Origin of the sequence: Niallia sp. FSL W8-0954 (assembly GCF_038005605.1) — a bacterium.
GTDB lineage: Bacteria > Bacillota > Bacilli > Bacillales > Cytobacillaceae > Niallia > Niallia circulans_A.
This window is the reverse complement of sequence record NZ_JBBOTN010000001.1, coordinates 3,233,972-3,249,854: the sequence shown is the minus strand read 5'-3', so window position 1 is coordinate 3,249,854 and position 15,883 is coordinate 3,233,972. Positions and strand designations below refer to the sequence as shown.

At 35.8% G+C, this 15,883-nt stretch carries 14 protein-coding genes; 12 read left to right on the top strand and 2 right to left on the bottom strand.

Annotated elements, in window-relative coordinates; all coding sequences use genetic code 11:
- Nucleotides 1–81: 81 nt before the first annotated feature.
- From glyQ to NX902_RS16065, 10 genes are all read left to right on the top strand, one after another.
- Nucleotides 82–972 (top strand): glycine--tRNA ligase subunit alpha, encoded by an 891-nt coding sequence (glyQ, locus tag NX902_RS16110; protein ID WP_047941289.1) that lies wholly within the window; start codon nucleotides 82–84, stop codon nucleotides 970–972.
- Nucleotides 965–3,031: a glycine--tRNA ligase subunit beta gene (gene glyS, locus NX902_RS16105; RefSeq protein ID WP_095333838.1), complete on the top strand. Its 2,067-nt coding sequence runs from the start codon at nucleotides 965–967 to the stop codon at nucleotides 3,029–3,031. Before glyQ ends, glyS begins: the two co-directional genes overlap by 8 nt.
- Nucleotides 3,032–3,238: 207 nt before the next feature.
- Nucleotides 3,239–3,889 (top strand): helix-turn-helix transcriptional regulator, encoded by a 651-nt coding sequence (locus tag NX902_RS16100; protein ID WP_047941287.1) that lies wholly within the window; start codon nucleotides 3,239–3,241, stop codon nucleotides 3,887–3,889.
- Nucleotides 3,882–4,712 (top strand): pyruvate, water dikinase regulatory protein, encoded by an 831-nt coding sequence (locus NX902_RS16095; protein ID WP_095322362.1) that lies wholly within the window; start codon nucleotides 3,882–3,884, stop codon nucleotides 4,710–4,712. Before NX902_RS16100 ends, NX902_RS16095 begins: the two co-directional genes overlap by 8 nt.
- Before the next feature lie 376 nt (nucleotides 4,713–5,088).
- Nucleotides 5,089–5,550 carry a YaiI/YqxD family protein gene (locus tag NX902_RS16090; protein ID WP_095333840.1) on the top strand — a complete coding sequence of 154 codons (462 nt, stop codon included), beginning with the start codon at nucleotides 5,089–5,091 and terminating at the stop codon, nucleotides 5,548–5,550.
- Nucleotides 5,551–5,590: 40 nt separating this feature from the next.
- The gene (gene dnaG / locus NX902_RS16085; RefSeq protein WP_095333842.1) at nucleotides 5,591–7,405 is read left to right on the top strand and encodes a DNA primase; all 1,815 of its coding nucleotides are present in this window, start codon (nucleotides 5,591–5,593) and stop codon (nucleotides 7,403–7,405) included.
- A 39-nt stretch (nucleotides 7,406–7,444) separates the two neighbouring features.
- Nucleotides 7,445–8,569, top strand: a complete 1,125-nt coding sequence (gene rpoD / locus NX902_RS16080; protein ID WP_047941284.1) for an RNA polymerase sigma factor RpoD — start codon at nucleotides 7,445–7,447, stop codon at nucleotides 8,567–8,569.
- Nucleotides 8,570–8,711: 142 nt separating this feature from the next.
- A complete protein-coding gene (locus NX902_RS16075) occupies nucleotides 8,712–9,254 on the top strand; it encodes a hypothetical protein (protein WP_123257989.1) in 543 nt (180 codons plus the stop codon).
- Between the two features lie 22 nt (nucleotides 9,255–9,276).
- Nucleotides 9,277–9,987, top strand: coding sequence for a tRNA (adenine(22)-N(1))-methyltransferase (locus NX902_RS16070; protein ID WP_095333846.1), 711 nt, complete (start codon nucleotides 9,277–9,279; stop codon nucleotides 9,985–9,987).
- Nucleotides 9,974–11,089, top strand: a complete 1,116-nt coding sequence (locus tag NX902_RS16065; protein ID WP_095333848.1) for a Nif3-like dinuclear metal center hexameric protein — start codon at nucleotides 9,974–9,976, stop codon at nucleotides 11,087–11,089. The genes NX902_RS16070 and NX902_RS16065 overlap by 14 nt, the downstream gene beginning before the upstream one ends.
- Nucleotides 11,090–11,629: 540 nt before the next feature.
- On the opposite strand, the gene NX902_RS16060 is transcribed toward NX902_RS16065, so the two are convergent.
- Both NX902_RS16060 and NX902_RS16055 read right to left on the bottom strand, forming a co-directional pair.
- Entirely contained in the window at nucleotides 11,630–12,571 is a 942-nt protein-coding gene (locus NX902_RS16060) for a 4-hydroxy-3-methylbut-2-enyl diphosphate reductase (RefSeq protein ID WP_095333850.1), read from the bottom strand.
- A 234-nt stretch (nucleotides 12,572–12,805) separates the two neighbouring features.
- Nucleotides 12,806–13,390 (bottom strand): YqfQ family protein, encoded by a 585-nt coding sequence (locus NX902_RS16055; protein WP_235850356.1) that lies wholly within the window; start codon nucleotides 13,388–13,390, stop codon nucleotides 12,806–12,808.
- A 265-nt stretch (nucleotides 13,391–13,655) separates the two neighbouring features.
- On the opposite strand from NX902_RS16055, the gene NX902_RS16050 reads away from it, so the two are divergent.
- On the top strand, nucleotides 13,656–14,966 hold the full coding sequence (locus NX902_RS16050; RefSeq protein WP_123257988.1) for a DEAD/DEAH box helicase: 1,311 nt from the start codon (nucleotides 13,656–13,658) through the stop codon (nucleotides 14,964–14,966).
- 19 nt (nucleotides 14,967–14,985) lie between these two features.
- Nucleotides 14,986–15,879, top strand: coding sequence for a deoxyribonuclease IV (locus tag NX902_RS16045; RefSeq protein ID WP_095333854.1), 894 nt, complete (start codon nucleotides 14,986–14,988; stop codon nucleotides 15,877–15,879).
- Nucleotides 15,880–15,883 lie beyond the last annotated feature (4 nt).

The following is a 15,883-nucleotide window of genomic DNA, read 5'->3' as shown; positions in this document are numbered from 1 at the left end:
TTTTGTGTTCTTTACGAGAACAAACTCTACATAAATCTATGCTGAATATACGTTTTATAAATTCGGAGGTGTAGGAAAGCAATGAATATTCAAAACATGATTTTAACATTGCAAAAACATTGGTCTGACTATGGTTGTATCCTAATGCAGGCATATGATGTAGAAAAAGGTGCAGGGACGATGAGTCCATACACTTTTTTAAGAGCGATTGGTCCTGAACCGTGGAATGTTGCATATGTAGAGCCATCAAGAAGACCGGCAGATGGACGATATGGAGAAAATCCAAACCGCTTATATCAACATCATCAATTTCAAGTAATTATGAAGCCGTCTCCTGACAATATTCAAGAATTATATCTAGATTCTCTAAGAGCACTAGGGATTAATCCGTTAGAGCATGATATTCGCTTTGTAGAGGATAACTGGGAAAATCCTTCTCTAGGCTGCGCAGGTCTTGGATGGGAAGTATGGCTTGATGGAATGGAAATTACTCAATTTACGTATTTTCAACAAGTTGGCGGTATTGAATGTAAGCCAGTATCGGTTGAAATAACATATGGAATTGAGCGATTGGCTTCCTATATTCAAGATAAAGAAAATGTTTTTGATTTAGAGTGGACAGATGGGTTCACAATCAAAGATATTTTTTATCAACCAGAATTTGAACATAGTAAATATACATTTGAAACGTCTGACACTGATATGCTGTTTAATCTATTCTCAATCTATGAAAAAGAGGCGCATAGACAAATGGACGAAGGGCTAGTACACCCTGCCTATGATTATGTATTAAAATGCTCTCACGTTTTCAACCTATTGGATGCTAAAGGTGCTATTTCTGTTACAGAAAGAACTGGGTATATTGGAAGATGCAGAAATTTAGCACGTAAAGTGGCAAAAACTTTCTACGAAGAAAGAGAAAAATTAGGATTCCCGATTTTAAAAAGTAAGGAGGGAAAAAGTCATGAATAAAAGAGACTTATTATTGGAAATCGGTTTAGAAGAAATGCCAGCACGTTTTATCTCTGCTAGTATACAATCACTAAAAGAGAAAATGGAGGCTTGGCTTGCGGAGAAACAATTGGGTTATGCTTCGGTTCAGGCTTTTTCTTCCCCGCGTAGATTGGCACTTCTTGTTACTGGCTTAGATGAATCACAGCATGACATGGAAGAAGAGGCAAAAGGTCCTGCAAAACGTATTGCATTAAACGAAGCTGGTGAATGGTCTAAAGCAGCTGCGGGATTCACCAGAGGGCAAGGCTTAGCGGTAGAAGACATCTATTTTAAAGAGATAAATGGTGTGGAATACGCTCATGTTAAAAAATTTATTAAAGGGAAACAGACAAGTGAACTATTATCAGAATTAAAAGAGTTGATTCTAAGTTTAACATTCCCGAAAAATATGCGTTGGGCCAATAATGAATTACGATATATTCGTCCAATTAAATGGCTTATTGCCTTATTTGGAGAAGAGGTTATTCCATTCTCTATTACTAATGTAGAAACGTCTAATCAGTCACGTGGTCATCGCTTTTTAGGTGGAGAAATCGTCTTTCAAAGCTCTTCAGATTATGAGAAGAAAATGTTGGCTCAATATGTGATGGTTAATGCAGCGGAAAGAAAAGAAGCTATCGTTTCACAAATAAATAAATTAGAAGAAGAAAACAATTGGATCATTCCAATTGATGAAGATTTGTTAGAGGAAGTTACTAATTTAGTTGAATATCCAACTGCCTTATATGGGACTTTTGATGAGTCTTATTTAGAGTTACCGACAGAAGTATTAATTACGAGCATGAAAGAACATCAACGCTATTTCCCAGTTAAGTCGAAGGAAGGAAAGTTGTTACCTTATTTTGTAACTGTTCGGAACGGGGATCATCAACATCTTGACAAAGTTGCAAGGGGAAATGAGAAAGTATTAAGAGCTAGACTTGCTGATGCTGCGTTCTTCTACAAAGAAGATCAAAAGTTAGCGATAGACGACCTTCTAAAAAAACTAGAAGCAATCGTATATCATGAAGAAATTGGTACTTTAGCAGAAAAAGTAGCTCGTGTTCGTTTACTTGCTTCTAAGTTAGCCGACGAATTACAGTTAACTTCTGAAGAAAAACAGGATGTCGATAGAGCTGCGCAAATTGCTAAGTTTGATCTTGTAACAAATATGGTTTACGAATTCCCTGAGCTGCAAGGATTAATGGGAGAACGTTATGCCCTTCAAAAGGGAGAAAAAGCATCAGTAGCGAACGCTATTAATGAGCATTATATGCCGCGTCATGCAGATGACGAAACAGCACCAAGTAATGTGGGGGCAGTACTTGCATTAGCAGAAAAACTGGATACAATTGTTTCATTCTTTAGTATTGGATTAGTACCAACTGGTTCACAAGATCCTTACGCATTAAGAAGACAGGCAACTGGAATTGTCCAGACCCTAATAGATAAAAACTGGAATATTTCGATTGAGCAATTGGTTGAACTGTCGATACAGGCAATAGAGAATACGTCAAAAGTTTCCGGGCAAGAATTAGTTGATTCAGTGCTGTCATTCTTCAAATTACGAGTGAAGTATATTTTACAAGAACAAGGCATCCGCTATGATATGATTGATGCAGTTTTAGCAGAAAAAATCGGTGGGGCTGCAAGTGTTTTAAGAAAGGCAAAAGTTCTAGAACTACACAAAGATGATGCTAATTTCAAGGAAGGCATAGAAGCTTTAAGTCGAATTATCAATATTTCCAATAAGGCAGTAACCGTTTCAGCGGTTGATCCTAGTTTGTTTGAAAATGAATATGAAAGTGATCTATATAATCGTTTTACAGCAGTTAAAGAAAAAATTAATACCAAAGTGGAAGAAAAAGAGTATTTTGAGTTATTATTCTCTTTACAAGAAACAATCTCCGCATATTTTGACCATACTATGGTAATGGCTGATAATGAGAAAATTAAAGAAAATCGTCTAAATTTAATGGCGGAAATGGCTTCTTATATTAAAGGTTTCGCAAGTGTAAATGAAATAATTGTGAAGTAGTAACTAGATAGTTTAACAAAAAGCTAGGCAGGGGATTCCCCTACCTAGTTTCCTTTTGTTATGATTAGGCATAATGAATATGTACTTGAATGTTAAATATGGTTGTAGCAAAAGAGTTATCTTTAGATTCTTTTTCTTTTGATTCTGGCTATTTCGTATATAATAGTTAGTAGATATCGTTACCTAAATGAAGGTGGTGAATAGGAAATCGAACTGAATAAACGTCAAGAAAAAATTATTGAAATTGTAAAAGAAAATGGTCCGATAACAGGCGAGCATATTGCGGATAAATTAAACTTAACAAGAGCTACTCTTCGACCAGATTTAGCGATATTAACAATGGCCGGCTTTTTAGATGCAAGACCTCGTGTAGGTTACTTCTATACGGGCAAGAACTCAGAGCGGCTAGTAATTGATAATATCCGTAATATCCTTGTGAAAGATTATTATTCACATCCAGTAGTTGTTCACGAGAATTCCTCTGTCTATGATGCCATTGTCATTATGTTCACAGAAGATGTTGGAACTATTTTTGTTATTGATGAAGCTTCCACATTAACTGGAGTTGTTTCCCGCAAAGATCTATTACGAGCAAGCATTGGTAAACAAGAGTTAAACTCTTTGCCTGTCGCTATTATTATGACAAGAATGCCGAATGTCACATATTGCTTTAAAGAAGAAATCTTAGTAGATGTTGGCTGCAAGTTAATGGATCACGAAATAGATGCACTTCCAGTTGTAGAAAAAAATGAAAATGGTCTTCTTGTAATAGGAAGAGTTTCGAAAACAAATATTACTAGAGCGTTTGTAGACTTGTCTAACAATCGTAAAGGAATTGTGGAGGAACATAATGACTGAAAGACAAATTATTTATGTTGTATCTGATTCAGTTGGTGAAACAGCTGAACTAGTAACAAAAGCAGCAATCAGCCAATTTTCTGGACATAATGTAAATGTATTAATTAAAAGGTTCCCGTTTGTGGAGGATAAATCGAATATACATGAAGTAGTCATGCAAGCTAAAATGGAACATGGGATGATTGCTTATACGCTTGTTAAACCAGAGGTTCGCAACTATATGAGTGAATTGGCTCGCCAAGAGGGCGTATATGCCTGTGATATTATTGGTCCGATTATCGATCAATTCCAAGTTTTATGGGGGAAAACGCCTTTATATGAACCAGGGCTTGTCCGCAAACTTGATGAAGATTACTTTAAAAAAGTTGAAGCGATAGAATTTGCTGTGAAATATGATGATGGAAGGGATCCAAGAGGGTTAGAAAAGGCAGATATTATCTTAATTGGTGTATCACGAACATCCAAAACGCCTTTATCGCAATTTTTGGCACATAAAAGAGTGAAAGTGGCAAATGTTCCAATCGTGCCAGAGGTTGATCCGCCAAAAGAACTTTTTCAAGTACCAGCAAGTAAATGCTTTGGCTTAAAAATAAGCCCGACGAAATTAAACAATATTAGAAAAGAACGCCTTATTTCTCTGGGCCTAAGTGATCAAGCAAGCTATGCTCAAATTGAAAGAATACAAGAAGAATTAACCTATTTTGATGATATCGTAAATCGCATTGGCTGTCCGGTTATCGATGTTACGAATAAAGCAGTGGAAGAAACAGCAAATATTATCCACAATTTATATTATCGCTCTAAGTATAATGCAGATAATTAGTTTTTATCTATAAACAGCAATTGGTAAAGACTTGGTTCTCCAAAGTAGAATCAAGTTTTTCATTATGGCTGCTTTACCGCAGTCAATAGAAAAATTCGCTTTGTTTCGCATTTTTTTGTTCTAGTATGATCTAAAAGGAATAATTATAGATAAAAAAAGATGGAATTTCAAGCTGATTTATACTATAATAAAAAATTGTGATAAAAAAGTATCATGTTTTAGGTTTAGACTTGGCTTATTACGAATAAACTATTTATTGTGAGAAGTCAAGGGAAGGGATAAAAAAATTTTCGACATTACTTCTTTCGTGAAAAAATAATTTAGGAAGAAGGAATATGTGGAGTGATGTAGAATTAATAGTACATTAGGAAAACACATGATATATGTTGATGCTGATTCCTGTCCTGTAAAAGAAGATATTGTCGAAATAGCTTCTTATTATCATTATGAATTGCAGTTCGTTGCATCCTATGCCCATATGAAGCGGGAGAATGACGGACAAAACTGGAAGTATGTGGATAGTGATAAAGAAGCTGTTGATTTATTTATTATGAATGCTACCAAAAAACAGGATATTGTCGTAACTCAAGATATTGGCTTGGCCTCCACCTTATTGCTAAAGCAAGTTACTGTTCTTTCACCAAGAGGGGTAATGTATGAGGAAGAAACGATAAATACTGCATTAGATATGCGTTATTTATCTGCTAAAGCAAGGCGAAAAGGGGTATATGGAAAAGGTCCTAAACCATTTACAGAGGAGGATCGACAAAAATTTAGAAGAAATTTTATAAGGATTTTGTCGAAAAATGAAGGAGAATCGATTGGACACGTCGAATAATTCATTAAAGTAGGCAATAAGTAGGGAGATGTGTTAGAAAATGGTGGCGCGCATTCCTGAAGAAAAACTTAATGAAATTAAACAGGCAACTGATATTGTAGAGGTCATTGGAGAACATGTATCCCTTACAAGACAAGGGCGCAATTTCATCGGTCTTTGTCCTTTTCACGGCGAAAAAACACCTTCTTTTACTGTATCGCCAGATAAGCAGATATTCCATTGCTTTGGCTGTCATGCAGGCGGAAATGTATTTACCTTTCTAATGGATTTAGAAGGCACTTCCTTTGTAGAAGTGGCTACAAGTCTTGCAGACAGAGCAAGCATTGATTTAGGAATTGAAATCAGTGAATTAGAAAAAAAACCAGCTATCCCCAATGATTTACAGCAAATGATTGATGCACATGAATTATTATCTAAATTCTACCATCATTTGCTCGTAAATACAAAGGATGGTCAGCACGCATTGGAATATTTGACTAATAGGGGCTTTACATTACCTATTATTGAAAAGTTCCAAATAGGCTATACATTAAACTCTTGGGATTTAGCTGTGAAGTTTTTAGGGAAACGTAAATTCGATGTTTCGTTACTAGAAAAAGCTGGTTTAATTGTAAAAAGTGAAAGGGATGAAAAATATTTTGATCGTTTCCGCGATCGAATTATCTTCCCAATCAGTGATCGAAATGGTAACACAATTGCGTTTTCTGGACGTGCATTAGGGGATAATAATCCCAAATATCTTAACAGTCCCGAAACACCAATTTTTAATAAAAGCAATACACTTTACAATTTTCATAAAGCAAGGCCGATTATAAGGAAGCTACAACAAGCTGTTTTATTTGAAGGGTTTGCAGATGTTATAGCTGCTAATAGAGCGGGAGTGGAAAATAGTGTTGCGACAATGGGTACCTCCTTAACGGAGGAGCATATCGCAATTCTAAAAAGAAACGCGCGAAATATAACGATTTGTTATGATTCTGATTCAGCTGGGATAGAAGCGGCCTTTCGTGCAGGACAGCTTCTTACTAAGGCTAATTGTATTGTTAAAGTAGTAATGTTACCAGATGGAATGGACCCCGATGATTATGTGAACAAATTTGGGGAAGATAAACTACAGCAGGAAATTCTTCATGGTAGTATTCCTTTTATGGGATTTAAAATGCTGTACTATCGAAGAGGGAAAAATCTTCAAAATGAAGGAGATAAACTCGCCTATATAGAAGAAGTAATAGGAGAAATTGCTAAACTGGATAAGGCGGTAGAAAAAGACCTCTATTTAAGACAACTGGCGGATGAATTTTCGTTATCTTTAGAGGCATTAAAGCAGCAAGAAATGCAGATGGAACAATCAAGTCCAAACGAATATGTTGATGAAAAAACAGTTGTTCCTGTAAAACAATATACAGTAAAAAAAAGAGCAACTGGTTTACTACCCGCATATCATACTGCAGAAAAAAGACTGCTTGCACATATGTTTAAAAGTGAGGATATTGCCTACAAAGTGCAAAGCTCATTACAGGGAAGAGCATTTAACATTGATGAACATCAAGCAATTTTTACTTATCTCCTAGCTTTTTATGAAAAGGGTCTAGGCACTGATACAAGTTCATTTATGAATTTTATTGATGATCCTGATTTACAACGGATTGTAGCCGAGATCGAAATGATGGAAGTGAATGAAGAGGTTAGTGAATTAGAGATTAGTGATTATATGAAACAAGTTACTAATTATGAAAAACTGCTTGAAATAAAGGAAAAAAAACAACAGCTTAAAGAAGCAGAACGTCAAAATGACTATATAAAAGCTGCTCAAATTGGCATGGAAGTATTATTATTAGAAAAAACGTTAAAATAGGTATATTATTGTCTTGATTTTTTGGAAGGAGGGGGACAAATGGCTGAAAAGTCTGCCCGTTCAAAAGAGATTGAAACGGAACTAACCCTTGATCAGGTAAAGGAACAATTAACAGAAGTAGGTAAGAAAACCGGTGTGCTCGCATATGATGATATTGCGGAGAAATTATCTAGTTTTGAATTAGATTCACACCAAATGGATGAGTTTTACGAATTTTTAGGTGATCAGGGAGTCGAATTAATTGGTGATGGAGAAGAAGAAGCTCCAAATGTCCAAGAACTCGCTAAAGGGGAGGAAGAATTCGATTTAAATGACTTAAGTGTTCCCCCAGGTGTAAAAATAAATGATCCAGTTCGTATGTATTTGAAAGAAATTGGAAGAGTTGATTTGCTTTCAGCAGAAGAAGAAATAAACCTAGCAAAACGTATTTTACAAGGTGACGAAGAAGCAAAACGTCGTTTAGCAGAAGCTAATTTACGTTTAGTTGTAAGTATTGCCAAACGCTATGTTGGCCGTGGAATGCAATTCCTTGATTTAATCCAAGAAGGTAATATGGGTTTAATTAAAGCTGTTGAAAAATTTGATTATGAAAAAGGATTTAAATTTAGTACGTATGCAACATGGTGGATTCGTCAAGCGATTACGCGTGCAATTGCCGACCAGGCAAGAACAATCCGTATTCCTGTTCATATGGTGGAAACCATTAATAAATTGATACGTGTTCAACGACAATTACTACAGGATCTTGGCCGCGAACCATCTCCAGAAGAAATTGGAGAAGACATGGATTTATCACCAGATAAGGTAAGAGAGATATTAAAAATTGCACAAGAGCCAGTTTCTTTAGAAACACCGATTGGTGAAGAAGACGATTCCCATTTAGGTGATTTTATTGAGGACCAAGATGCTACTTCTCCTTCAGAGCATGCTGCATATGAATTGCTTAAAGAGCAATTAGAAGATGTATTAGATACACTTACAGATAGAGAAGAAAATGTATTAAGATTGCGTTTTGGACTAGACGATGGTCGCACACGTACACTAGAAGAAGTTGGTAAAGTATTTGGTGTTACACGTGAACGTATTCGTCAAATTGAAGCAAAAGCATTAAGAAAGTTAAGACACCCAAGCAGAAGCAAACGATTAAAAGATTTCTTAGAATAAGTTGCCAAAGGTTTAAGTGGTCTTCAAGTACGATCCTATAAAGAAATAGTTTACTTCCTGTAAGAAGTGGCTATTTCTTTTTTTTAAGGTTTTATTTTTTCTTGGTTTACTTAAATTAAACTACAGGAAGTGATACTTAAAAATGCAAGATCAGCGAAAAACAATTATTGTTAAGGAAATCGCTTATTGGAAAGAAAATAAAATGCTTCCAGAACATTATTGTGATTATTTACTTACCCTATATACAGAAGGTAATGGGGTGGAGGAAAATACAATTAGTAAAAAAAGAAGTGGTTTCTTACTTTCTTCTTTACTATTTTTTTCTTTCATCCCAATAACTATATTTTTATTATATTTTACTGAATTGTCTTTTATTTTGCAAATGGCTATTTCACTAATTTTTCTGATTTTTTGTTTTGGCGGTATTTTTTTGTATAATAAAAAACAGTTAAATGTAGATATACCAGCCACCGTTGCTGCTATTATTTTTCTTTTATTCAGTGTAGCATTTGTTTTGTATTTTTTTGTAAATAAAATAATATTTTTATATATTATTTTATTTCTAAACTGTTTATTTTGGTATATATGCGGTAAAAGGTTTAAACTGCTATATTTTACGATTTCTGCTTATATTGGAGCTTGTTTATTAGTCATACTTGTTGTATCCAAGTATATGTTTAACTAGAACTTGAAATGTGGGGGATATAATGAATACAGATAGATTATCAAAACGATTAGAAACCGTTGCTAAATACATACCTAGAAATTCGAAATTTGCTGATATTGGTTCAGATCATGCTTACTTGCCATGTTATATGATAAAAAGAAAAGAGGTTCAGTCTGCCATTGCAGGTGAGGTGGTGGAAGGACCTTATCAATCAGCGGTTAAGCAAGTAAAACAAGAAGGATTAACTTCGAAAATATCTGTACGAAAAGGAAATGGTTTAGAAGTAATCGAAGGAAATGAAGTAGATTGTATTACCATTGCAGGAATGGGCGGGACATTGATTGCATCTATTTTGGAAAATGGAAAAGAAAAATTGCATTCGGTACAGAGGTTGGTCCTTCAGCCCAATATTAGTGCATTTTCTATTCGCGAGTGGCTATTAAAAAATAACTGGACTTTAGTGGCAGAAGAAATTTTAGAAGAGGATGGGAAAATATACGAAGTTCTAGTAGCGGAAAAAGGGGAATCTCCATCTTTAAACGAAGAAAGTGCCCTATTATTTGGACCATTTTTAATGAAAGAAAAAGATGCAGCATTCGTTAAAAAATGGGAGCTTGAGAAAAAGAACTGGCAAAGAATTCTTACACAGTTGGAATCTGCACCAGATTCTGTGGAAAATACGCAGAAACGGACAGAACTGCAGCATAAGATAAAATTAGTGGATGAGGTGATAAACGATGAAGAATATTAATGGCTATGAAATAATATCTTTATTTGAACAATTTTCCCCTAAAGTGTATGCAATGGAAGGCGATAAAATCGGGCTGCAGGTGGGAGACTTAAGTAGACCAGTTAAACGCGTTATGATTGCTCTAGACGTTCTCGATGAGGTAGTGGAAGAAGCAATATCAAAAAAGGTGGATTTAATCATTGCACATCATCCTCCTATTTTTCGCTCTCTTTCCAAAATAACAATGGACAATCCATCAGGAAAATTAATGCATAAATTAATTAAGAATGATATTACTGTATATGCTGCTCATACGAATCTTGATGTTGCAAAAGGTGGGGTAAATGACCTTTTAAGTGATGCTTTAGGTATACAGGATGCTGAAGTTTTAGTTCCTACTTATGAAGATAAATTAAAGAAATTAGTAGTATATGTGCCGAAAGAACATGTTGAACAAGTGAAAAAGTCGATTGGCGATGCCGGAGCAGGATCAATAGGGAATTATAGTCACTGTGTTTTTTCGACGGAAGGAATTGGAGAATTTCAACCATTAGAAGGAGCCGTTCCCTACATAGGTAGCGTTAATAAGCTGGAGCAAGTAGAAGAAGTCAAGATAGAATCGGTTTATCTTGCTTCGAAAGAAAAGAAAATAGTAAAAGCAATGGTAAAGGCCCATCCTTATGAAGAAGTAGCTTATGATATTTATGATTTAAAGATAAAAGGTGAGCAGTTAGGATTAGGGCGTATTGGAAGAGTAGAAGAGACAACATTGGGAAAGTTTGCTGACCATGTCAAAAAGGTTCTTGAAGTGGACAGAGTGCGTGTAGTGGGGAATTTAGATTCTCCAGTTAAAAAAGTAGCCGTATTAGGAGGCGATGGCAATAAGTATTATTCCCATGCCTTAATGAAAGGGGCAGATGTCTATATTACAGGGGATATGTATTATCATGTTGCCCATGATGCCCAAGCAGTGGGACTAAATATTATTGATCCTGGACACAATGTTGAAAAAGTGATGAAGAATGGTGTAACAAAGGTTTTAAAGAGAATGTGTGAGGAGAAAGGCTATGAGGTGGAAATTTTCCCTTCTGTAACTCACACCGATCCTTTTACATTTGTATAATCTAGATTTAAGGTAAAAAGCGGACAAACTTTTGGAGTGCAGACCAAGGGAGTGTCTGCTTTTTTCTTTGTAAAGAAAGTATAAAAGGGGCGTTTTTTAAGGTGGTACGCTGAAAAAGGAGTGAACGCCGAAGTTAGAGAGAGAAAAGAGTAAAGCGGTGTTCCTGAAAGGGATGAAAGCTGAAATTGGAAAGAGAAGAGAGTAAAGCGTGTTCATAAAAGGAATGAACGCCGAAATTGGAGAGGGAAGAGGACAAAGTGGTGTTCATAAAAGGGATGAACGCCGAAATTGGAGAGAGAAGAGAGCAAAGTGGCGTTCATGAAAGGAATGAACGCCGAAATCGGAGAGGGAAGAGAGCAAAGTGGCGTTCATGAAAGGAATGAACGCCGAAAATGGAGAGGGAAGAGAGCAAAGTGGTGTTCATAAAAGGGGTGAACGCCGAAATTACCAGTGAAGGAAGAAAACAAGCGTTCATAAAGAGAGAATGTACCAAAAAAAAACAAGCACTCCATTTAAAGAAGAGAGTGCTTGTTCTATACATTATTTCGCCTTAACTTTTGGCAAAATCTTATTTAATGGAACTTTCTTTTCAAATTGCCATGTATTCTCGTCTTCTGGATCGTATTGGTCTAGAAAATTTATTACCTCTTTCGTAATAGGAGTTGGAGTGGATGCACCAGCAGTCACTGCAACACTGCTTGCTCCTTTCAACCATTCTAGCTTGAGTTCTGAGATGTCTGCTATACGATAAGCAGTAGTATGGGCAATTTCTTCGGAAACTTGTGCTAATCGATTTGAGTTATTACTCTTAGGATCGCCAACAACAATTAATACATCCGCTTCACCTGCTTGTTTAGCAACAGCTTCTTGTCTAACTTGAGTTGCTAAGCAGATTTCTTTATGAAATTCAGCTTGTGGGAATTTTTCTTTAATGCTTTCCATTAAATCAGCTACATCCCATTGACTCATCGTTGTTTGGTTGGTAACGAGGATTTTTTCATGGTTAATTTCCAAGCCGCTAAGATCCTCAAGTGTTTCTACTAGGGAGACGGCGTGTGGAGCAACACCAACAGCTCCTTCTGGTTCAGGATGGCCTTTTTTTCCAATATAAATGATGTAATAACCTTCTTTAACCTTTTCGCTAATTAAATCATGAGTTTTGGTTACATCTGGACAGGTTGCATCCAATGTTACTAACCCTTTTTCTTTTGCTATTCTGCGGACTTCTGGTGATACACCATGGGCAGTGAAAATGATTGTTCCCGAATCAACTTTGTCTAATATTTCTTTTCTATTTTGTCCGTCTAATGTGATAATACCTTCCTCTTCAAAGGCATCTGTTACATGTTTATTATGAACAATCATCCCCAAAATGTAGATGGGGCGAGGTAATGTTTTATCTAAAGCAGCATTTCGAGCAATTACCATAGCATCAACAACACCGTAGCAATAACCTCGTGGTGCAATTTTAATAACTTTCATTCTCCGATTCCTCCTGCATGATCCTACTATATAACAAATATATTAAGTTATAGATACTATTATTTCCTTTATAATATAACATGTTTATTATATATAACATAAGAGAGGTTTACAAAGCATAAGTGTCTGGAAAATAAGTTAGCCAAAAAGGATAAAAAAAATACTGACCAATAGAAGCAAAAACCGATCCAATTTAATATACTGAAGGTTTTTGCTAGTTAAGGCCAGTTGAATTTATACATAAAGTTTGGGTTTTGAGGCACCAGATGGGTTTTCTGAGAATGATTCTGTTTCAAAATCATGATGATCTGTTTCTGTTTTTTTAACTTTTTTCTTTGTTTGTGGTTTGCTAGTGGTTTTGTCATTTATTTCCTTACTAGTTTTTTGCTCCGTAACTTCTGTCTCTTCTGTCTCCTTGTTTGAACTTGTTAGTCCTCTATACATTTTCCATATCGCAGGGATGTTTTTCACCATTGGTCCATATTGGTTAATCATGGGACCGATTTGGCTTGCTGTATTAAGGAATTTTTGAGAATTAGCCAAAAATCCATTAATGGAGGAAGGGTTAGTTAACGTTTTTAGCAATCCACCGCCTCCAGAAGCGGCACTTCTTGCTCCAGCATTCGTAGCTGCCCCAGCAGTATTATTGCCTCCTCCAAGTAACCTTGATAAGAGTCCACCGCCTCCGCCATTTCCTCTGCTTGGCATTGCACCTCTCCCCATCGGACCGCCAGGAAAATTTGAAGGACCTCGCATTCCTGGCATTCTTCCGCCCATTGGCGGTCCTTGAAACGGTCCACGCTGTCTTGGTGGCATCATATTTAAAACGCCTCCTTTCACTTATACTACTTTATAGAATATGCAGTTGATACTAATATGTTTAGGTTTTAACAGAAAATTTGGATAGCTAGCAAAAGAAAGATAAAAGCTAGAAATAGAGTAAAATACATTGGTAAAAATAAAAAGGGCGCACGTTATAGCCTTTTAAGCGATTTTTTATTATAATTAAATGATGGACAAAAGAGCTATAGGTAAATGTCAAATCTGTGCACACTCATTTATCTGGCTAATAAGGAGTTTTTATATGAGTAATAATCTATTTAACCAATATGAATTAAAACCATTTATTATAGATGCAATTGATGAATTAGGTTTTTATGAGCCAACGGAAATTCAGCAGAAAGTCATTCCGCTTGTCTTAAAAGGGGAAAGCGCTATTGGTCAGTCGCAAACAGGAACAGGCAAAACGCATTCTTATGTATTGCCGATCATTGAAAAAATCAATCCGGAAAAGCAAGCAGTACAAGCAGTTATTACAGCGCCGACAAGAGAATTGGCTAATCAAATCCACCAAGAAATACAGAAAATTACGAAGCATTCCGCCCAGCCGATTTCTTCGCGATTATTTATTGGGGGAACGGATAAACAACGTTCGATTGAAAAATTAAAAACACAGCCACAAATTGTTGTTGGAACGCCAGGAAGAATTAATGATCTTGTCAACGAGCAGGCATTATTTGTGCATACAGCAAAAATCCTTATTGTAGATGAGGCAGATCTGATGCTAGATATGGGCTTTATTGAAGATGTGGATCAAATTGCTGCAAAAATGCCTAAAGATTTAAGTATGTTTGTGTTCTCAGCAACAATACCTGAGAAATTAAAACCTTTCTTAAAGAAATATTTAGAAAATCCAACCTTTATTCATATTGAGCCAAAGCAGTTAACGGCAGCAAAAATTGAACACGTATTAATTCCTTCGAGACATCGAGATAAAATTACAACGGTATATGAGGCATTAGTAAGCTTTAATCCTTATCTTGCTATTGTATTTACGAATACAAAACAAATGTGTGATGAAGTTGCAAATGGATTATCAAGTAAAGGTCTTAAAGTTGCTAGAATTCATGGTGGCTTAACACCTCGCGAACGTAAAAAAGTAATGAAGCAAATTCTTGATTTAGAGTTTCAATATATTGTGGCAACAGACCTAGCAGCAAGAGGAATAGATATTAAAGGAATCAGTCATGTTATCAACTATGAGCTTCCGTCAGACTTGGATTTTTATGTACACCGTGTTGGTAGAACGGCCAGAGCTGGATATTCAGGCATTGCATTAACGATTTATGAGCCTTCCGATGAGGATAAACTTAATCAATTAGAAAAACTAGGCGTTGAATTTAAGCATATGGATCTAAAAAAAGGTGAGTGGATTGAATTAGATGATCGCAATCGTCGTAAAAACCGCAAAAAACAAGTAGATGAAATTGATTTAAAGGCTAAATCTCTTGTCAAAAAACCGAAAAAAGTGAAACCGGGCTACAAGAAGAAAATGCAGCAGCAAGTAGAAACAATTAAAAAGAGAGAAAAGCGTATTAAGAGTAGAAGAAAATAGGTGAAGAGGAGAGATTGAATTGCTGAAAATAGGTTCACATGTATCAATGAGCGGAAAAAAAATGTTATTAGGGGCGAGTGAAGAAGCTGCTTCCTATGGGGCAAATACTTTCATGGTCTATACAGGTGCACCCCAAAACACGAGAAGAAAGAAAATAGAAGATTTAAATATTGCTGCAGGACAACTTCATATGGAGCAAAATGGAATTGATGATATTATTGTACATGCACCGTACATTATTAATATTGCCAATACTACAAACCCGGCAACCTTTGAATTGGGTGTAAATTTCTTACGCAGTGAAATTGAGAGAACAGAAGCGTTAGGAGCAAAACAAATCGTGTTACATCCCGGTGCACATGTAGGTGCTGGTGCGGATGTAGGGATTAAAAAGATTATTGAAGGCTTGAATGAAGTACTAACAGGAAATGAAAACTTACAGATAGCTCTTGAAACAATGGCTGGAAAGGGCTCTGAATGCGGCCGTACATTTGAAGAACTAGCGATGATTATGGAAGGCGTTACACATAATGATAAATTATCTGTATGCTTTGATACATGTCATACACATGATGCTGGTTATAATATTGTCGAGGATTTCGATGGGGTATTAGAGGAATTTAATCGAATCGTTGGAATAGATAAATTAAAGGTATTGCATATTAATGATAGCAAAAATATCGTTGGTGCAAGAAAAGATAGGCATGAGAATATTGGGTACGGGCAAATTGGCTTTGATGCATTAATGAAAATTGTTCATCATTCAGAGTTAGCGGATGTTCCAAAGATATTGGAAACACCGTATGTTGGTATCGATAAAACAAACAAAAAAGCGCCATATAAACATGAAATTGAAATGATTAAAAAGAAAACCTTTAATGAAAACTTATTGCAAGAAATCCTAGAAAGTTAAAAAA